General features: G+C 64.2%; 20 protein-coding genes. 13 read left to right on the forward strand and 7 right to left on the reverse strand.

Annotated features, from left to right (window positions below; translation table 11 throughout):
* Nucleotides 1–220: 220 nt before the first annotated feature.
* A complete protein-coding gene (gene ribB / locus ACWDUN_RS20420; RefSeq protein WP_449931859.1) occupies nucleotides 221–1,453 on the forward strand; it encodes a 3,4-dihydroxy-2-butanone-4-phosphate synthase in 1,233 nt (410 codons plus the stop codon).
* Nucleotides 1,454–1,507: 54 nt separating this feature from the next.
* Here the strand turns inward: ribB and ACWDUN_RS20425 are convergent, their stop codons facing one another.
* Nucleotides 1,508–1,987 carry a MaoC family dehydratase gene (locus ACWDUN_RS20425; protein WP_213447921.1) on the reverse strand — a complete coding sequence of 160 codons (480 nt, stop codon included), beginning with the start codon at nucleotides 1,985–1,987 and terminating at the stop codon, nucleotides 1,508–1,510.
* A gap of 197 nt (nucleotides 1,988–2,184) precedes the next feature.
* Here ACWDUN_RS20425 and ACWDUN_RS20430 point away from each other — a divergent pair, with 197 nt between their 5' ends.
* Genes ACWDUN_RS20430 through ACWDUN_RS20445 form a run of 4 tightly spaced genes read left to right on the forward strand, consistent with a single transcriptional unit; the run spans nucleotide 2,185 to nucleotide 6,040 of the window.
* Complete coding sequence (locus tag ACWDUN_RS20430) at nucleotides 2,185–3,375, forward strand: acyl-CoA dehydrogenase family protein (RefSeq protein ID WP_213447920.1); 1,191 nt, start codon at nucleotides 2,185–2,187, stop codon at nucleotides 3,373–3,375.
* A complete protein-coding gene (locus tag ACWDUN_RS20435) occupies nucleotides 3,372–4,511 on the forward strand; it encodes an acyl-CoA dehydrogenase family protein (protein WP_213447919.1) in 1,140 nt (379 codons plus the stop codon). Before ACWDUN_RS20430 ends, ACWDUN_RS20435 begins: the two co-directional genes overlap by 4 nt.
* A complete protein-coding gene (locus tag ACWDUN_RS20440) occupies nucleotides 4,508–5,263 on the forward strand; it encodes an SDR family NAD(P)-dependent oxidoreductase (RefSeq protein WP_213447918.1) in 756 nt (251 codons plus the stop codon). The genes ACWDUN_RS20435 and ACWDUN_RS20440 overlap by 4 nt, the downstream gene beginning before the upstream one ends.
* A 36-nt stretch (nucleotides 5,264–5,299) precedes the next feature.
* Entirely contained in the window at nucleotides 5,300–6,040 is a 741-nt protein-coding gene (locus ACWDUN_RS20445; RefSeq protein WP_213447917.1) for an SDR family oxidoreductase, read from the forward strand.
* A 170-nt stretch (nucleotides 6,041–6,210) separates the two neighbouring features.
* On the opposite strand, the gene ACWDUN_RS20450 is transcribed toward ACWDUN_RS20445, so the two are convergent.
* Nucleotides 6,211–7,434 carry an acyl-CoA dehydrogenase family protein gene (locus tag ACWDUN_RS20450; protein WP_213447916.1) on the reverse strand — a complete coding sequence of 408 codons (1,224 nt, stop codon included), beginning with the start codon at nucleotides 7,432–7,434 and terminating at the stop codon, nucleotides 6,211–6,213.
* A 52-nt stretch (nucleotides 7,435–7,486) separates the two neighbouring features.
* Entirely contained in the window at nucleotides 7,487–8,071 is a 585-nt protein-coding gene (locus ACWDUN_RS20455; RefSeq protein ID WP_213447915.1) for a flavin reductase family protein, read from the reverse strand.
* 83 nt (nucleotides 8,072–8,154) lie between these two features.
* Between ACWDUN_RS20455 and ACWDUN_RS20460 the strand changes: the two genes are divergently transcribed.
* Nucleotides 8,155–8,451, forward strand: a complete 297-nt coding sequence (locus ACWDUN_RS20460; protein ID WP_213447914.1) for a hypothetical protein — start codon at nucleotides 8,155–8,157, stop codon at nucleotides 8,449–8,451.
* 234 nt (nucleotides 8,452–8,685) lie between these two features.
* Nucleotides 8,686–9,297: a TetR/AcrR family transcriptional regulator gene (locus ACWDUN_RS20465; RefSeq protein WP_213447913.1), complete on the forward strand. Its 612-nt coding sequence runs from the start codon at nucleotides 8,686–8,688 to the stop codon at nucleotides 9,295–9,297.
* Between the two features lie 23 nt (nucleotides 9,298–9,320).
* On the opposite strand, the gene ACWDUN_RS20470 is transcribed toward ACWDUN_RS20465, so the two are convergent.
* From ACWDUN_RS20470 to ACWDUN_RS20485, 4 genes are read right to left on the reverse strand one after another with little or no spacing between them, the layout of a single operon-like run.
* Nucleotides 9,321–11,105 carry a helix-turn-helix domain-containing protein gene (locus ACWDUN_RS20470; RefSeq protein ID WP_213447912.1) on the reverse strand — a complete coding sequence of 595 codons (1,785 nt, stop codon included), beginning with the start codon at nucleotides 11,103–11,105 and terminating at the stop codon, nucleotides 9,321–9,323.
* A 32-nt stretch (nucleotides 11,106–11,137) separates the two neighbouring features.
* On the reverse strand, nucleotides 11,138–11,617 hold the full coding sequence (locus tag ACWDUN_RS20475) for a Zn-ribbon domain-containing OB-fold protein (RefSeq protein WP_449931832.1): 480 nt from the start codon (nucleotides 11,615–11,617) through the stop codon (nucleotides 11,138–11,140).
* Nucleotides 11,614–12,801: a thiolase family protein gene (locus ACWDUN_RS20480; RefSeq protein WP_213447910.1), complete on the reverse strand. Its 1,188-nt coding sequence runs from the start codon at nucleotides 12,799–12,801 to the stop codon at nucleotides 11,614–11,616. The genes ACWDUN_RS20475 and ACWDUN_RS20480 overlap by 4 nt, the downstream gene beginning before the upstream one ends.
* Nucleotides 12,801–13,856 carry a hypothetical protein gene (locus ACWDUN_RS20485; RefSeq protein WP_449931833.1) on the reverse strand — a complete coding sequence of 352 codons (1,056 nt, stop codon included), beginning with the start codon at nucleotides 13,854–13,856 and terminating at the stop codon, nucleotides 12,801–12,803. The genes ACWDUN_RS20480 and ACWDUN_RS20485 overlap by 1 nt, the downstream gene beginning before the upstream one ends.
* A 227-nt stretch (nucleotides 13,857–14,083) precedes the next feature.
* Here ACWDUN_RS20485 and ACWDUN_RS20490 point away from each other — a divergent pair, with 227 nt between their 5' ends.
* The 6 genes from ACWDUN_RS20490 (at nucleotide 14,084) to ACWDUN_RS20515 (ending at nucleotide 19,036) form a co-directional block, all read left to right on the forward strand.
* Nucleotides 14,084–15,211, forward strand: coding sequence for a hypothetical protein (locus ACWDUN_RS20490; RefSeq protein WP_449931834.1), 1,128 nt, complete (start codon nucleotides 14,084–14,086; stop codon nucleotides 15,209–15,211).
* Between the two features lie 10 nt (nucleotides 15,212–15,221).
* Entirely contained in the window at nucleotides 15,222–16,418 is a 1,197-nt protein-coding gene (locus tag ACWDUN_RS20495) for an acyl-CoA dehydrogenase family protein (RefSeq protein WP_449931835.1), read from the forward strand.
* Complete coding sequence (locus ACWDUN_RS20500; RefSeq protein ID WP_449931836.1) at nucleotides 16,418–16,861, forward strand: hypothetical protein; 444 nt, start codon at nucleotides 16,418–16,420, stop codon at nucleotides 16,859–16,861. The genes ACWDUN_RS20495 and ACWDUN_RS20500 overlap by 1 nt, the downstream gene beginning before the upstream one ends.
* 25 nt (nucleotides 16,862–16,886) lie before the next feature.
* Nucleotides 16,887–17,279, forward strand: a complete 393-nt coding sequence (locus ACWDUN_RS20505) for a MaoC/PaaZ C-terminal domain-containing protein (protein ID WP_449931837.1) — start codon at nucleotides 16,887–16,889, stop codon at nucleotides 17,277–17,279.
* 168 nt (nucleotides 17,280–17,447) lie between these two features.
* Complete coding sequence (locus tag ACWDUN_RS20510) at nucleotides 17,448–18,161, forward strand: MlaE family ABC transporter permease (RefSeq protein ID WP_449931838.1); 714 nt, start codon at nucleotides 17,448–17,450, stop codon at nucleotides 18,159–18,161.
* Nucleotides 18,162–18,181: 20 nt separating this feature from the next.
* The gene (locus ACWDUN_RS20515) at nucleotides 18,182–19,036 is read left to right on the forward strand and encodes an ABC transporter permease (protein WP_449931860.1); all 855 of its coding nucleotides are present in this window, start codon (nucleotides 18,182–18,184) and stop codon (nucleotides 19,034–19,036) included.

Here is a 19,036-nt window from a genome sequence, read left to right on the forward strand (position 1 = left end):
CGTGCTCAGGTGTAGTGATGTGCGACATAGTCCGAGGCCTTCGCTTTCCTAGGCTTAGGGCGATCAGCACGCCACGATCCACGCGGGAGGCGACACCATGAGCAGTCCACAGCAGCAAACGGTTCTGCCACACACGGAACATCCGGGATCAGACTCAGCGTCTGCGCCGGTACGTCACCTGCACCCGCGCTCCACCCCCCGGTCGGTCCATCGCTCCGCCCTGCGCGATGCCGTCGCGATCGCCGTGCAGCGGTTGCAGGCCGGCGAGATGATCGTCGTCGTCGATGACCCGGACCGGGAGAACGAAGGCGACCTGGTGATGGCCGCACAGTTTGTTACACCGGCGGATATGGCGTTCATGGTCAGGCACACCACAGGAATCATCTGTGCGCCCATGACCGATGCGCGTGCCGATCAACTGGGTTTGCCGCTGATGGTCACCACCAATACCGATCCGCACGGTACTGCGTTCACGGTGTCGGTCGATGCCGTCGGCACCGGCACCGGCGTCAGCGCGGGCGCTCGAGCCGCGACGGTGGCCGCCCTCGCTGCGACTACTACGACCGCTGACGATCTGCGCTTACCGGGTCACATCTTTCCGCTGCGTGCGCGCGCCGGGGGCGTGCTCGAACGGGGCGGGCACACCGAAGCTGCCGTGGATCTGCTGCGCCTCGCTGAACTGCACGAGGTCGCGGTGATCAGTGAGCTGGTGGCAGACGATGGTGACATGATGCGTGGGCAGGATCTCATGCGCTTCGCCGCTCAGCACGATCTTGCGGTGGTCTCCATCGCGGAACTGATGGCCCACCGCCAGAGGGCTGAAGCGACGGTGCAGTTGTGCGGGCAGGCGGACCTGCCGACCGACTATGGGGTGTTCTTGGCCCAGTCCTACCGCGACGACGCCACCGGGCTGGAGCATCTGGTGCTGGTCGCCGGCGACCACAACGAATTGATGGACCGACCCGAAGGTGTCCTGACACGGGTGCACAGCGAGTGTCTGACCGGCGATCTGGCAGCGTCGCTGCGCTGCGACTGCGGAGATCAGCTGCGCGAATCGCTGCAACTGATCTCACGCGATGGCGGCATCCTGATCTACCTGCGGGGCCACGAGGGCCGCGGAATCGGCCTCGGTGACAAACTCCGCGCGTACACGCTGCAGCAGGCGGGCCGCGACACCGTGGACGCCAATCTGGAGCTCGGTCTCCCTGTAGACAGTCGCGACTACGCGGCCGCCGCGCAGATCCTCCACCAGCTCGATGTGACGCGTATTCGGTTGATATCCAACAATCCTGTCAAGAGCGAGAAGCTGGCCGGGTACGGCATCGAGGTTCGCGACTGCTTGCACCTGCCCGCTCGGGCCACCACGCACAACATCAACTATCTGCGCACCAAGAAGGACCGCCTCGGACATGCCATCGATCTCAGTCCGAGCGAGGAGGTGCCTTGCGGTTGACTGCGTGAACCGTTGCGGCGCTGAGCGAGTCGTCCGACGCACGGGGTGGGTCGGTCAGCTGAAGTAGCGGTACACAGCCTCCGCAACGCAGACCGGCTTGCCCTGACCTTCGGCCTGCAGGGTGGCGTGCACCGTGACGCTGAGGCCACCTGAGACTTCGGTGACCTGCGCGATACGGGACTGGAGGCGCACACCGGTACCGGCTGGCAGGGGCGCCGGAAACCGCACCTTGTCCAGGCCGTAGTTGAGGATCTGCGAACAGTTGCGCACGGTCAACACGGTTGCGAGCATCGGACCTACAAGCGACAGCGACAGATACCCGTGTGCGATCGTGCCGCCGAAGGCGCTCGTGGCCGCGCGCTCGACATCGACGTGAATCCACTGGTGATCCCGCGTGGCGTCGGCGAACTGATCGATGACCTTCTGGTCGATCAGCCACCAGTCGCTGGCCGGTAGATCGCGGCCCTCCAGGCTGCGAAGAGCGTCCAGATCGTCGCAGATGACGATGTCATTGGATTGATTGTCAGCGGGCATCGACTCACGTCCTCAGGTCGGTGAAGTGGTTGCGCGTCGAGCGTAGGGACCAGCGGGCGCCCTGCAGTGTCCCAACCCGCGACACCAGCCTCCTCGCCACTGACTCAGACTGCGACAACCACACGCCCGTGGGCGCGGCACGATCGGCGGTGTGGTCACGCATGTGTGATCCCGCACTCCAGGAGGACGACCGACCCATGAGCGATGAGTCGCCGGAGGTGGCGCTTACACGTGCCGCCGAGGATTTCCTAGTTCAGCACGACCCCGAGACAACCGGACGCACAGACTTTCTGCGTGCGCGTTTCGATGCCGGCCTCGCGTGGGTGCACTATCCGGAGGGTCTCGGCGGCCGAGGCGTCGATCCTGAGCTGCAGCAGGTCGTCGATGCAGTCTTCGACGCCGCCGGCGCACCCGATAACGCACCGCACCGCAACGTGATCGGACTCGGGATGGCAGCGCCCACGATCCTGCGGTTCGCGAGCGACGAGTTGCAGTCGCGTTGGCTCAAGCCGCTGTGGACCGGCGAGGAGATCTGGTGTCAGCTGTTCAGCGAGCCCGGTGCCGGATCGGATCTGGCCGCTGTCGCGACCCGCGCAGTTCGCGACGGTGACGGCTGGCGAGTCTCGGGGCAGAAGGTGTGGACCTCGCTGGCGCACGACGCCGCCTGGGCGCTGCTCGTTGCCCGCACAGACCCCAGCCAGACCAAGCACCGAGGTCTGACCTATTTCGTCTGCGACATGGCCAGTGACGGTGTGGACGTCCGACCGTTGCGACAGTTGACCGGGGAAGCCGAGTTCAATGAGGTTTTTCTCGACGAGGTCTACATTCCCGATGCACTGCGGTTGGGGGAGCCAGGCGAGGGGTGGAAGGTCACCCAGTTGACATTGATGAACGAACGGGTCGCCATCGGCGCGGGCAATACGCCACGCGAAGGTGGTCCGATCGGTTTTCTGGCCAGGTCCTGGCGAGATAGCGCCGAATCACGTGATCCCGCACTGTATGACGATGTCCTCAGGCTGTGGATCGACGCGGAGGCGGCGCGTCTGACGACAGCACGGCTGCGCCAACAGATGGAGGCGGGGTTGCCGGGGCCCGAAGGCTCGGGAGCCAAGCTTTCCTATGCCCGCCTGGCTCAGCAGGTAGCCAGCATCGAGGTCGATCTGGCCGGTGCTGACGGGCTGCGTTACGACGACTACAGCATGCGCCGACCTGATCTGGACGTAGAGGAAAACCGGCCTGCGGCCTACCGATTCCTGCGGACCAAAGGCAACTCGATCGAAGGGGGCACCTCGGAGATCATGCGCAACATCATTGCCGAGCGGGTGCTCGGACTTCCCGCCGAGCAGCGGGTCGACGTCGACATCGCATGGAAGGATCTGCCCCGATGACCCTGGCCAATCCGCCGGTACCGGACCTGCTGTACTCCGAACTGGAAGAAGAGTTGCGCGAGACGGTCCGCGACGTACTGAAGAGCAAAGCCGAGTGGGCCGATGTGTTGGCGCGAACCGAATCGACAGCCACCGTCGACACCGAACTGTGGACAACATTGGCGGCCGACGTCGGACTGGCGGGGTTGGTGGTCGCTGAGGAGCACGGCGGTGCGGGCGCTTCGTGGCGTGAGGTTGCTGTGGTGCTCGAAGAACTTGGGCGGGCGGTGGCGCCGGTGCCGTTCCTCGGCGCGGCGGTGACGACGCCGGCGCTGTTGACTGCGCTGCACCTGCACGACGAGCTGGCCGTCACGGTATCCGGCGAGACCGTTCTCACAGTGGTTGTTCCCGCGGACCGCCTGCCGTGGACCGATGCTGAGTTCACCGGTGTCACCGCGGATTCCGACGGGCGGTTGACCGGGACGGTGCGCTCGGTGAGCGATGCCGGAAACGCCGACACTCTGCTCGTCCCTGTAGGCAACACGCTCTACGCCGTCGATCGTCCTGCCGCGCAGATCGCGCCAGTGGTCTCGCTCGACATGACCCGCCAACTCAGTGATATCGCGCTGGACGGTGCCGCGGGGCGCCGCCTGGGCGCCCATGAGGTCGGTGCGGCGGTTAGGTCTGCCCTGACGGTGTCCAGTGCGCTGCTGGCGTCCGAGCAACTCGGGCTCGCCGAGCAGTGCCTCGAGATGACCGTCGACTACCTCAAGGATCGCCGCCAGTTCGGCCGGGTCCTCGGTTCTTATCAGAGCGTCAAACATCGACTCGCGGACCTATGGGTTGATATCACGCAGGCCCGGGCGGTCGCGCGCTATGCCGCGGCCTGCGCAGCGTTGGGTAGCCCGGACCTGCCGATGGCCAGTTCGCTGGCTCATGTGGTGTGCTCGGCGACCGCGGTGCGTGCGGCCGAGGAGTGCATCCAACTACACGGCGGTATCGGCTTCACGTGGGAGCACCCAGCACATCTCTACCTCAAGCGCGCCAAGTCGGCTCAGCTGCTTTTCGGCTCGCCCGCAGCCCACCGGCGCCGAATCGGCGAATTGGCTGCGTTGGACGCAGCGTCGGCACAGCCGCTGGCAGGAGTGTCGGCGTGACCGATCTGAGGGGACGCAGCGCCGTCGTCACCGGCGGTAACAGTGGTATCGGCTTGGCTCTGGCGGTGGGGCTTGCGCGGGCGGGTGCAGATGTCGCCGTTTGGGCGCGCAACCCGGAGCGTAGTCGTGCCGCCGTCGAAGAGCTCAAATCTTATGACGTGCAGGCCGTTGCGGTGGCATGCGATATCGGTGACGAACAGTCGGTCGTCGATGCCACCGCACAGACGGTGCGGGCCTTCGGCAAGATAGACATCCTGATCGCCAATGCCGGGATTGCGGACGCGAAGGGATATCTGGACACATCGGTTGCGGATTGGCATCACGTGATGCGCACCAATGTGGACGGGACGTTCTTGACCACCCGTGAGGTGGGCAGGCATATGGTCGAGCGCGGTCAGGGTGGCGCGATGGTGGTGGTGTCGTCCACGGTGGCCCGGTACGGCGCGGCGACTCAGGCTGCCTATGCGGCCAGCAAGAGCGCATGTGCGTCACTGGGGCGCACGATCGCCGTAGAATTCGCCCGCCATCAGATTCGGTGCAACATCCTGATTCCTGGCTGGGTGGCCACACCGATGAATGATCACCTGCGTGCCAACGAGAAGTTCTTCGACGTCACCGTGCGACGAACCCCGGCGCGGCGGTGGGCTGAGGCGTCTGAATTCCACGATGTGGCAGCGTTTCTCGCCGATCCAGCACTGACATTTCACACAGGCAATGAAGTCGTCGTAGACGGCGGCTACACCATCTTCTGACCGTTGGCGGTCGAAGATCACACCCAAAGGGGACACATGACCATCAGTTTCGATTTCGCTCAGCGCACAGTACTGATCACCGGCGCTGCGCAAGGCATCGGCAAGGCGTTGGCCCAGCACTTCGCGGAGTCCAATGCCCGGGTGGCTGTCGTCGATCGGGACGAGAACCTGCTGCAGTCGGAATGGGCGGGACACGGTGAGAACATCCTGCCGATCGCAGCCGATGTGGCCGATGCAGAGGACGTGGGGCGCGCGGTGTCCGCAGTCGTCGAGACTTGGGACAGCATCGACGTCGTGGTGAACAATGCCGGCATCGCGCGTGACGCCGTGGTGTGGAAGCTGTCCGACGAGCAGTGGGCGTCGGTACTGGCTGTCCATCTGGGTGGTACGTTCAACGTCACCCGTGCCGCAGTTCCACATATGCGTGCCAATGGTTTTGGGCGAATCATCAATGTGACCTCCTACACCGGTATGCACGGGAACATCGGCCAGTCGAACTATGCGGCGGCCAAGGGGGGAATCATTGGGTTCACCAAGTCCGTGGCCAAAGAGACCGCCCGGTTCGGGATCACCAGCAATGCCATCTCGCCCAACGCCGCGACCGCCATGGTGGCCGCGGTGCCGGCCGACAAACTGGCCGAGATGACCGCAACAGTCCCGCAAGGCCGCTTTGCCGACCCCGCCGAAATGGCTGCAGCTGTGGCCTTCCTGGCCTCCGATGAGGCTGCGTACATCACTGGTGTGGTGCTTCCCGTCGACGGAGGTGTCTCGATGTAGACGTCGTCGGCGTCAGCGCCGTCGACCCATACCTGTTGCCCCCCGGCCGAAGATGTCCGGGGGGCAACTGCTTTGACCTTGTCCCTGCGCCGGCGTGCGCTGACTCGTCGACACCGATGAGGGCGAGGTTCGGTGTCACCGAACCTCGCCCCCTCCTGTCTTTGGGATGTCTAGCCGAACAGTCCCAGCGCGGTCTTGCCGATCAGGTCGTAGGCCTGGTTGCTGTTGACGGGGTGGTAGATGCCCGCCCGTGCGTCGCGGAACAGCTTCTCCAGCGGTGCTCCCCGACGGATGCCACCGCCACCGAGCAGCCGCAACGCGGTGTCGGTGACGTTGATGGCGGCCTCGGTCGCCGCGACCTTGCCGATGGACACCCGTGCCGGACGTTCGATGGGATTCCAGTTGGCGTCGGCACCGTCGAACAGGGCCTCAGCCGTACCGCGGACGGCCCATTCGGCGGTCTGCAGTTCGGTCCAGGCCTTGCCGAGCTCGTACTGTACATAGCCCACGTCTCGGACTGCCTTCTCTTCGCCTTCCTGCGTGCGCCCCAGGCTCTTCTTGCTCAACGATTCGCTGACCAGCCGGAGGGCGCGCTCACCCACACCGAGGTAAACGCCGGCGAAGGGGAAGCAGGCCCATTCGATTTCATTGAACAGACCGTTGCGGTAGGAACCACTGTAGGCCTCGGCGGGCACCGGCACCTTGTCCAGGATCAGTGTCTGGGTTCCGCTGGCGCGCATCGACATCGTGTTCCAGGTCCGCCGAATCGACAGACCCGGGGTGTCGGCGGGAATCACGAAAACAGCTTCACGCTCGGCATGCTCGCTGAATGTCTCGGGCAGGCTGCCGTCCTCGTTGGTGATCACCGCGGTGAAGGCCACGATGTCGGCGTTCTCGATGTAGGTCGCCCAGTTCTTGGCCCCGCTGGCCAGCCAGCCTCCGTTGCCGTCCGGCACGCAGACGGTGTCGGACAGGCCGCTGATTCCGGCACGCTCCTCACTCAGGGTGCCCGACAGCATTGAGCCGTCCTCGACGATCTTGCTGAACAGTCGCTCGCGGGCCGGCTCGTCGAGCAGTTCGCGGAAAATGCCGACCATCACGTGATGCATGTTGAACGACAATGTGATTGCCGGATCGCCGTAGGAGGCCAGTTCCTTCTCGACCAATGCAGCGGTCCAGACGTCGGCACCGAGGCCGCCATACTTCTTCGGGATGACCAGTTTGGGCAGGCCGCTCTCCTTGTACAGCGGGACCAATTCCGACGGGAACAGGTTGTCCTCGTCGGCCCGCTTGCCGAACTTCTCGAATTCGACGGCGAGTTTGCGCGCGCGAGCCACGAGTTCAGTGCGCTCTTCCGCGGTGACTTCGACAACGTGCTTGGGGGTGGTGGACATATCAGCCTTCCTCACTTTGCTTTTGAATGCTCTTGATGGTGTGAATCTGTCGCTATGACTTGCTTGCGAGTCCTTTGCTGTGAATGTTTGCGGTTATGGATGAGTGTTCGCCGACTGAATGCCAGGTCCTGTCCTGATAAACCAGCCGACTTTTGTCTGTTGTCTGGACGTGATCGGGTCGGCGACGTGCTTCGATCACGTCCGCGACGACAATCGTGGAACCCGCCGTGCGGATTTTCTCGATGCTGCGGATCAGCAGGATGTCCGCCGCGGAAGGGAAGTACGGCTCGCCCGACGGCAAGCGGTCCCACAGTGTCGTATCCGCGAACCGGTCGATCCCACTGGTAGCGCAGAGCTGCGCCAGTGCCAGGTCATCTGCGTCGAGCAGATGTACGACAGCCGTGTCGGATTCGATGAGTGTGGGCGCGCTCGACGAGGCATCGGTCACCGTGAAGATGAGCCGCGGCGGGTCCGCGCTGAGTGAGGTGACCGAGGTGGCGGTCAAGCCCACCGGGCCCGACCCGCAGTCGGCAGTGATGACGGCAACGCCTCCTGGGTGGCGGCGGAACGCGTTCTTGAAGTGTTCGCCGATCGGTAGCTCGTGATCGGTCTTGTGGTGTCGGTGTGCGTTGGTCATGCCCGGGAATCCCTTCCGGTTGATTGCGGCGTTCCATTACGGCCGGTGAATGGCGCAGAGGTGTGTCCCGATACACTTAACTCGTGCGAGTAAATATCGATGATTCGCCCTTTTCGGTGGAGGGCCTCGACATTTTCACGGAGTTCTGCGCGGTCACCGCAGACGAGCAGTGGCCCAGCAGAACCGGACCCGGCGTGCGGGTGGACGCAGGGGGCGAACACGTCTGGATCGACCCCGATCTGATCGCTGCCGCAGCGGACCGGGCCGGATCGGCGCCGTCTTGGCGCGAAGGCTTCGAGCGGATGCGCAGCTTTGCGGGCACCAAGGGTTGGCTGGATGACCGCGGTTGGATACGTGCGCACGTGGTCACCGGCGGATGAGAACCGGTCTGCGCTGATGGTGCAACCTGTCGTGACGAACATCTTGTTGACCTCTCAGGGCTTCTGGGGAGGTGCAGTGCGCGCCCTCGCTGACCGTGACCCCACGCTATGTTCGGCGGTACGTTGTGAGGTGTCGCACAATGAAACGGTGCCGGACGACGAGGGAACGATGGTCACTCAGTCGCAGCGGGGTGGCGCTTGGCGACCGACCTTTAACGCGGGCAGGTGCTTTCGATGACCGGATTGGCACCGTCCGAGTCCGGCTCGCCGGCGAAGCGGACGCGACTGGAAGCCGACGATCGGCGCGACCAGATAGTGGCCGCCGCCCGGCATCTGTTCGCGCAACGGGCTTATGAACAGGTATCCACCGGTGAGATCGCGGCGGCGGCGGGTACCACCCGTACCAACGTGTTGTATTACTTCAAGTCCAAGCGGGATCTGTTCCTCGAGATCGTAGAACGCTTCTCACGGATCCCCGATGCCGGAACCGCCGGTGAGATCGACGCCGATGTGCGCGCCCGGGTCCGCGCAGTTCTGTTGCGGTGGCTCGACGGCGTGGAACGGAATCGAGGTACCTACCTCACCATGGTGCACGCGTCCTCGAGTTCCGATCCGAAAGTCAGTGGCGCACTTCGCGACAGCATGCAGACTTGGGAAGAGAAGCTGCTGCGCATAGTCGCCCTCGACATCGACGATCCGGCCAACCATGCGATGGTTCGCAGCTTTCAGTCCATGGTGACCGACGCGACCAAGGCGTGGCTGGAGTCCGGGGAACTCGACAAAGCCCAGGTGTTGGCGTTGTTGACGAACTGCTTGATTGCGGTGGCACAGAGCGCAGCGGAGTAGGTGTAGGTGCCGCCCCCGCCGAATCAGAGGACGGCGTTGTCCATGTCGATGCCCAGTGAACGCATCTTGCGGTACAGCGTCGAGCGGGCGATGCCAAGCATTTCGGCGGCCTGGTGCTTGTTTCCGCCTGAAATGCGGATTGCATCGACGATCGCTGTTGCCTCGGCGCGCTCCAGGCCGACCAATCGGCGGCGTGAGGTGATCGCCGCAAGGTGGGTGGGAAGTTCATTGGCACTGACGTAGCTGTACGCGTTCTCGGAAACAATCTGTGTGACAAGTCTTTTCAGTCCCGCAACGTTATCGGGCCAGTCCACCCGCGCCAGGGCGCGCAGGGCATCAGGCATCCACTGCACGGGGTCGCGGTCGGCGCCCGCCTCGGCCGTGAAGTGCGCGACCAGGGCTGGGATGTCGGTCGGGCGCTCCGAAAGTGGTGGCACAGAGATCACGGACGGGAAGGTGGCGAGCGCGGCGTCTGTGACATGTTCACGATGCGGCCACGTCGCAGATGTGGCGATGACGCGGGTACTTGTTGCACGGTGGGCCAACAGGTCGCACATCGATGCCACCATTACCGGGGCCAGCTGGTCGAGGTGGTGGAGCAGCACCGTAACGTTTTCGGGTCGGCACAAAGCCGGTGCGGCGATCGTGCTCAACCAGTGCGGGTTCGCGGTGGAGGCCGCAGCGTCGAGCTCGATCGTCGGTTGTCCCTGGCTGCAGGCGCGGGCCAACGCGGACTTGCCAACACCTCGTTCACCCACCAGCAGAAGGCCGGGGGAGCCCTTCGCGCGGGCGATCTGGTCGACCACGGCGGTCCAACGCTCGCTGTGGCCGACTAGCCCGGGCAGTTCGACCGTGGTAGCACTACAACCGGGGCGGGTCTCGGCCCGCTTGAGCTTGAGCACCACGCCGATCACGGAGCCGTCGCTGACAACCGTGTGGTGATCGACGACCACTGGCTGGGGGCCGCCCAATGCGGCGGGTTGGCCGGCGCTGTCCGGATCGCTGAGCACCCGCGCGGCGTATTCCCACAGCACTGCTTGATCGACGGAGCCGAGCATACGGGTGGCGGCGGCGTTGGCGACCACAGTCTTCTCATTGACGGCCACCACCGCATGTCGGGCGTCGCGCCGTTCGTTGACGAATGCCCGCATCAGCCCCTGTTCGGCGGTGGTGGCCGAATCCAGTAGGCACCGTTCGACTTCGGTGGCGATGTCGCACACCCAGGGCACCGCCAACGGGGAGGTATCACGGAAACGGGTGATGAGATTGACACTGCCCACGACGCGCTGGGTCACCGGGTGGGTGATCACCATGCCGGCGGAGGTGAACTCGACGAACTGGGCGCCGAAGTGTTCGGGTCCGCGCACGAAGGTGGGTGCGGAGGTGATCAGCGTGCTGCCGCTGGTGGTTCCCAATGTGGTCTCCGAAACCAGGAATCCCGGCTCGACGTCCAGGCGCGCCAAGCGGGCCATCAGATCCGCGTCGCCGACCCAGTGCCGGAGTATGACACCGGCCGCATTCGTGAGAAACAGACACGACTCCGCGGCAGACAGGCCGTCCATACGTTTACCCATGACCGTGACGGCCGCATCCAGAAGGCGCAGGTCTTGCTCGGGGGTCGGTTCCCCGCTCGGTTCGACCCGAGCGGGGCTCAACCCATAGCGGACGCTGCGCAGCCACGATTTCAGGACGGTGTCCGAAATTTGCCGGTCCTCGCCAAGGGCTCGCTGACGCTCGCGAAGCATCTGCTGAACGTGCTCGCTGACGGGACCGGTATCACTCAGGTTCGAGTCTGTGACGTGACGCACATCCTTAGTATGACCATGCTACTGACACCCTGTCAAGACGCTTGAACTGTGCCTTCGTCGTCGACTGGCACGAAGTGTGCGATGTCCAAGATCTGGCCGGTGCGCTCGGGGGACCATTGCGCACGCACCCGTGTGCCGAACGGCAGGGCTTCACGGACATCTTTGCTGGGGTCGAAGTCCACGCCGACCACCCAGTGCATCAGCAGGGTGCTCGCGCCGTCGAGGCGGATTGCGCCGACTGCGTACGGGGGCTCGGGGCTGCCACGAAACCCGTGCCAAGCGACCGTGAACACCTCGACGGTGCCCTCTGCGGGCAGCTCTACCCACTCGCCGGTGGGCACAAAGCAGGATTCGCAGTAGGCCTGCGGCGGCACGAACACCCGGTCGCAATCCGGGCAGCTGTTGCCCAAGATCTTCTGCTCCTGTAGGCCTTCCATGAACCGGCTCCACGTCGCGCCGAGGTGAATGTCGTAGTGCAGGTCCCAGTGGACGGCCTGTGTGCGTGCGGTCATGACGTGGAGCTCCTTTGGTAGGTTTCGAACACGGCCAGGTTCTCGAACTGGAAGAACGTGCCACCGGTGCCATGGGCCAGTGACCGACGAGCGCCGCCGACCTGAATCGGTTCCGGGGCGTCACCCATCACCTGCAGGGCGGCATAGGCGTAGGGGGCCAACTCGCCGGCAACACCGGCGTTGGTGCACTTCGGTCCTCCCGACATGTTGACCGGCAGGCTGCCGCCCAGATCGGTGGCGCCGGACCGAATCAATTCGATGCCCTGGCCTGGGCCGGCGAATCCAAGTGCCTCCAGGGCTAGCGGCTGCATATGGGCGTACGGCGCAAAGATCTCGACGACATCGAAGTCGTGCAGCGGATCCCGGATATCGGCCAGCGCGTAGACCCTGCGGGTCAAGATCGCCAGATTCTGCATCTGCGAGAAATCGCCCTTGCCTCCGCCCAAATAGGGGTCACTGGACATACCCATGGCTTTGATCAGTGCGGGGACGGCCGAAAAATCATCACCATCGTCGGGATCGGCGACCACCATGGCCACCGCCGAGGTCGATACCGGACACACCATCGGTTGTGTCAGCGGAGAGGACAGAGGGCGACCGCTGACAACATCGTCCTTCGACACCGAATAGCGCAGGTGCGCGTGTGGATTACGTTGTGCTTTCCTGTGATCGGCGACGACCACCGTGGCCAGATCGTCGACAGACATGCCGAATCGTGCCTGATAGGCACTCGCGGCGAAGGCGCCCATGTGATAGGCGCCCATGCCCAACGGTTGCTCGATGATCATCGGCGAGTTCGTGTTGATAGCGGCCTGCAGATCCGACGCCCCGAAGAACGTGGGCCCACCGACCACCAGGACGCGGCGGTGGGTGCCGGCGCGCACCATTCGTGCGGCCACCTGCATCAGGTTGCCGCCCGTGGTACCGCCGGTGTTGATGATGGTCAGCGGCAGATGGTCACCGACGCCGAGCAGTCGCGTCTGGCTCTTGCCCGCCAGTACGGTGCCCTCGAATCCGTCGATGTTTCCGGTGACCACAGCGTCGAGGCTGTCGGGCCGGACACCACTGTGTTCGATGGCCGCCCAGGCCGCCTGCTGGCACAGTTCCAGAACAGAACTCTGTTGTTTACGCGGGGAGGTCGCGTCGGTCAGGCCGACGCCGACGACCGCGGCACGGTAAGGCATCAGGCCGCCTCCACCACGAACGTCGTGACGTCATCAGAGATCGGACCGGTGATGGTGTCCACGGAATGCGCGATGCCCACCGTGCCGGCCGGTGTGTCTTGCAAACCCTCAATGACCTCCAGCAGGCGCAGCGCCCCATTGGCCAGTCCGGGGAAGTTTGCGCGCACACCCCCACTGGGATTGATGTCGGTGCCTGCAGAGGGGTTGATGCCCAACGCGGCCACAATCGGTTCATGCAGCGCAGGTGTCAAGGCGGTGGACTCCAGGACGGCAGGGGCAAGCGAGTCAGCGATCAAACCGGCACCGGCGTAGGCTTTTTCGGCCGCGCGCCGGGTGGTGGCGGCCGGATCCTGTAGCCATTCGCCGGACCAGGTGTACGAGCCGGTGGCGTGACCGAAACCGGTAATTCGTGCACTACGGCCCAAACAGCGGCCGGCGCGAGCAGGGGAGGCGAGCACGACTGCGATCGCACCGGTCGACTGCGCGGGCAGCATCAATTCGTGCAGGGGCCAGGCGACCGCGGCAGAATCCAGCACACCGTGATGGTCCACCGGTGAACGGCGTATGGAGCGCTCCCGTGATGCTCCACGATTGATCTCCGCTGCAGCCAGTTCTGCCATCTGCGTCACCGATACACGGCCCGAATCCACCTGCCGGCCGGCCTGCAGCGCCAGTGCGATGTCGGCGGTCAGGCCGACAGGGCGATCAAAATGCGGCTCGAAAGCCAGATTGGACACCTGCGCGGCGAACCGGTCGCGTTGCGCCGCATCATGAGAACGGGTTTCGGGATTGTGGACCACCACCGCGACGGCGACCTCAGCATCGCCCGCGGCGATCGCTGCAGCAGCGGCGCATATCGCCACGCCCGAATCCCCTTCGACGCGGAACGCATCCGCCAGGTAACCACCGGTCGCGGCGGTGGTCAGGCCGGCAGAAATGCTTCGTCCGTCCACCACATCCAGCGATGCCAGCACGGACAGGCCCACCTCCTGCTTGCGCAATCCCGCTTCTTTCAGTCCGCGGAACACGACGTCGAACACCAGCTCGTCGAGCATCGCGTCATGTTCGGATACGAACGGTGTGGCGGTCAGGCCGACAACGTGGACCGGGTCCATCGGACGCGGTCCGGAACACAAAGTCATTTCACTCCTAAGGTCGAGTAGGCCAGACACTAAGAGCGTGGTCCGCCGGACGGATGTCCCATCCCGCGACAGAGACCTGAGTCGCAACTGACTCAAACTGCGACACAATTCACAACGACGCCGATGGCAGCCTGCTGGACATGCCGACGCTCGATGAGGGGTTCCCAGCAAACGCGGACTCGAACTCCACCGTGGCTCCGTCGGCAACCGATCGAGTGACGCCAACGTTAATTGACAAGGCGCTATTGGACACGCCGTCCCAGCATGAGCTCCGCGCGGCGCTGCGCGAGCTGCTTGCCGGGACTGAAGGCCCCGCTGTTCACGAACGTCCGTCCAGCAACGCGGCTGAGGACTGTTCGGCCTGGGGCGTGATGGCGTCGCTTCTTGCCCGCGCAGGAGTGGCATCTGACGTCGATTCCGCACAGCGACAACGGATGTGGGACACCCTGTCGGTGGCTGCGCAGGAACTCGGCCGGGTCACCGTGGACGTTCCCTTCCTGACGAGCTCGGTCGCCGCGGCCACCATGATGCACCGATCCGCCCAGCGCGCACTGACCGCGGCACTGCTTCAAGGCGCCACCACGGCAGTGTTTCTGACCCCCTATGAGCAGCCTTTTCGGCTGAACTCCACGGGTAGCTTCCACGACGGGAGGGTATGGGCGAGCGTTCCTGGCGTTGCTGGGGCCCGGCAGGCAGACCTGATGTTGATTCTCAGCGGCAACAAGCTCCTCGGGATCGAGTCAGCATGGGCCGAACTGAGGTCAACGGAGTCGCTCGATGCGACGCGCACGCTCGCCGACGTGACTCTCAGTGGCGCACACGCCACGGTGCTGGCAGAGGATGATCGAGCGCTGTCGGCAGTGGCACGCGCATCCCAGGCAGCATCGGCGATGTTGGCCGTCGAGCAGGCCAGCCTTGCCCAGACCTGCTTGCAGATCCTTTCGCGCGACCACGAGGTAACCTCCGTCGAGCAACTTCGGGCCGGCGTCGACAAAGCCGCCGGGGCGGCTCACTACGCGGTGCAATGTCTGGCCGCAGAAGATCCCCATACAGACGTCGCCGTGGCGACCGCGCGGATGGTCTGCTCCACGGTCTCGGTCCGGGCCGCGACCGCCGTTCAAGAGACGCGCTGCTCGCTGGGCCGGGCAGTGTCTCCACTTGCCGAGCGCGCCCGAGGCAGCGCCATGGCCTTCGGCGGCCCGCAGTGGCATCGACGCCAGCTCGCTCAGTTGATCACTTCCCCTGTTTCCGTTGATAACTCACATTAAGGAGCATGCGTTGACCTCGTTACCTGTATCTGATCGTTCTGCCACCTTTTCGCTGCAACCCACCGATGAGGAGGTCGCGCTGCGCGACGCAGTGCGCGGCGTCGTCTCGCGGTTCGGGCACTCCTACTTCCAGGAGTGCTCGCGCACCGGTGAGCCCATGCAGCAGCTGTGGGACACCCTGGGACAGTTGGGCTTCCTCGGTCTGAACATTCCCGAGGAGTTCGGTGGACAGGGCGCCGGACTGACCGAACTGGCCATCGTGCTCGAAGAGCTCTCTGCCGGTGGCTGCCCGGAATTGGCGATGGTGCTCAGCCAGGGAATCGTGGGTTCGATCCTGCCTCTGCACGGCAATGACGAACAGAAGCAGCGGTACCTGCCCGGCATCGCCAGTGGTGCAGAGAAGTTCGTCTTCGCCCTCACTGAACCCGACGCCGGGTCCAACTCGCACAATGTGTCGACCACCGCGGTGCGCGATGGCTCTGATTGGGTCGTCAACGGGACCAAGTACTACATCTCGGGCATCGACCACGCAGATCATTTCCTACTGGTTGCCAAGACCGGGGTCGACGAGAAGACCGGGCGTGGCGAGCTCACCCTGTTCATCGTCGACGACGTGAACCTACCCGGCTTCGACAAACAACTCATCTCCACCGCGCTGCGCGCGCCGGAACGCCAGTACACCCTGTTTTTCGACGGCATGCGGCTGCCGGGAGACTGCGTGGTCGGCGAGGTGGGGCGCGGGCTGCGGCCTTTGTTCGACGGACTCAATCCCGAGCGCGTGCTCAGCGCCGTCATTTGCACCGGAATCGGCCGCTACGCCTTGGACAAGGCAACCGACTACGCCCGGACCCGGCGGGTCTGGGGCGGTGCGCCGATCGGCAGTCACCAGGGTGTCGCACATCCGCTCGCCGAGGCCGCCATCGAGCTCGAGGCGGCCCGCACGATGGTCTGGCGCGCGGCAGCGTTGTTCGACGCCGGCCTGACCGCTGGCGAGGAGTCCAACATGGCCAAGTTCCTGGCTTCCCGCGCCGGGATGAAGGCCCTGGACACCGCCATCCAGACACACGGCGGAAACGGACTGGCCGAAGAGTATGGGCTGGCCGACCTGTGGTCGATCGTGCGTCTGCAACAGATCGCTCCGGTCTCCACTCAGATGGTGCTCAACCACTACGCCCAGCACGCACTGAAACTGCCGAGGACCTACTGATGACAGTCAGCGTCGAGGAACTGCAGCAACGGCTCGTCGGAAAGTCACTACCAGGCGGCTCAATCGTCATCGAGTCGCACGAAGCGGCGATCGGCGACGATGCCCTGCGCGCCACCGATATCGCCGACGGCGTGGCTCACCCCTTCTGGTTCATCGTGACATCGCTGCGGTGCATGGGCATCTCTGTCGATGAGCTGTGCGCTCTTGCGAAGCAGGGAGATTCGGATCTACTGCTGTTCGGGCAATGCGATGTCGAACAGGACCAGCCGATGCTGGTCGGGCATCGCTACAGCGCAGACGCGGTGATCTCTGAGGTCGGTTCGACCACCACCCGCGACGGATCGCGGCTGGACAACATCGATGTCATGGTGCGCATCCGTGACGCTTCGCAGCTCGCGGTGGGAAGCGTGACGAGTCGCTACCTGTTCAAAAGGGGACGATGAGATGACGATCCTACAGTCAGCGACCGTGGGGACCGAGCTTCCGCCCCACACGATCACCGGCGTCCGCGATGAAGACATCCGCATCGTGGCGCTGATTCTGCGGGATCCCAATCCCATCCACTACGACCTCAAAGAGGTCGCACGCCTTGGTCTCGGCGACCGTGCAGTCAACCAAGGCGGCGCGACCATGGCCTACATCGCCGGCTATCTCGCCGAACTGACAGGCAGTCGCGCCGCGATCAAGAAACTGTCGTGTTCCTTCCGGGGCAATGTGTTTGCCCGCGATGACGTAACAATCGGCGGCACAGTGACTTCGGTGACCGATTCCGATGAGGGCCGGTTGGTGGGATGCGACGTGTGGGCCGATGTCGTGGGCGGCAAGCGGGCGATCACCGGATCGGCACTGATCTGCGTCTGAGCATGGCTGGTGCTGGTGCGCAGACCGTCATATCAGTCCTGGACAAGGGGAGATAGCAGTGAGTATGACTAGGCAGGACAGCGTGGTTGACCGCGAGGGTTGTCAATGATAGCGCTCAGTTCGACACCATTCGCGAAACCTCTTCGCGCAGTCGGCGGCTTCTTCGGAATGACCCTCGACGTCGTGGTGGGTATCTTCACCTCGCCGCTGGCGTGGCGGGAGTACCTGGTGCAGTCATGGTTCGTGGCCCGTGTGTCGATGTTGCCGGCCGTGCTGATGATCATTCCGTACGCGGTCATCAATACCTTCATCTTCAACATCCTGCTCGGTGAGTTCGGCGCCGCCGACTTCTCCGGAGCCGGTGCGGCATTCTTCAACGTCAACCAGATCGGGCCCATCGTCACGGTGCTGGTGACCGCCGGCGCCAGCGCCACCGCGATGTGCGCAGACCTGGGTGCGCGCACCATCCGCGAAGAACTCGATGCGCAACGGGTGATGGGAATCGACCCCATCCAGGCGATGGTCATCCCGCGGGTACTGGCCGCAACCACGGTGTCGGTCGCCCTCATGGGGCTGGTGGTTCTCGTCGGGATGCTCGCCTCGTTCTTCTTCTGCGTCTTCGCGCTCAACGTCTCGGCAGGTGTCTTCGTTTCCGGGATGACCGTGGTCACCGGCCTCGGCGACGTCGTTGTCTCGATCATCAAGGCCTTCCTATTCGGGCTGGGAGCCGGTTTGATCGCCTGCTACAAGGGAATTTCGGTCGGTGGTGGACCCGCCGGCGTCGGCAACGCCGTCAACGAAACCGTGGTGTTCTCATTCATGGTGCTGTTCACCATCAACATCATCGTCACCGCTATCGGTGTCCAATTCACGCTGCAATGACCCGGGGACGGACTCAATCGATGACTTCTTCAGCTCCCGCCAAACGGTATCCACGACTGGCCCGAACGCGCGATCGTATGGTCGCGGGCTGGGACCGTGCTGCCGAACAGACCGAGTTCTATTTCCTCACACTGGCGCGCATCCCCGACGCGGCGATCAACTATCGACCCGAGGTCTTGCGGCTGATTGCCCAAATGGGTTTGGGCTCAGGTGCGTTGGCATCCATCGGGGGGACGATCGTCATCGTCGGCTTCATGACAATGACCACCGGCGCCATCGTCGCGGCGCAGGGCTACACCCAATTTCAGTCGGTAGGTGTCGAAGCTTTCACCGGCTTCGCCTCGGCGTTCTTCATTCCGCGCCTCATCATTCCCGGCACGGCTCAGGTGACGCTGACCGCGACCATCGGCGCCGGGGCGACCGCCCAGATCGGGGCGATGAAGATCAACGAGGAAGTCGATGCACTGGAAGTGATCGGCATTCGAAGCGTAACCTACCTCGCTGCCACCAGAGTCCTGGCGGGAACCATCGTGGTGATCCCGCTCTACGCCACCGCTTTGATCATGGGGTTCATCGCCGCCCGCTACGGCACCACCCTCGTCTACGGACAGGCCGGAGGCGTCTACGACCACTACTTCAACACCTTCCTTAACACCCAGGACCTGGTGGTCTCCTTCGCTCAGACCATCGCCATGATCGTCATCGTCATGCTCATTTGCACCTACTACGGCTACACCGCCGGCGGTGGACCGGCCGGTGTGGGTGAGGCCGTCGGTCGCGCGGTGCGCGCCTCGATGGTGGTCGGCGCAATCGTGCTGATGGCCGTGACGCTGGCGGTCTACGGTCAGTCCGGCAACTTCCATCTGGCGGGATGA

Source organism: Mycobacterium sp. NPDC003323 (assembly GCF_053589535.1).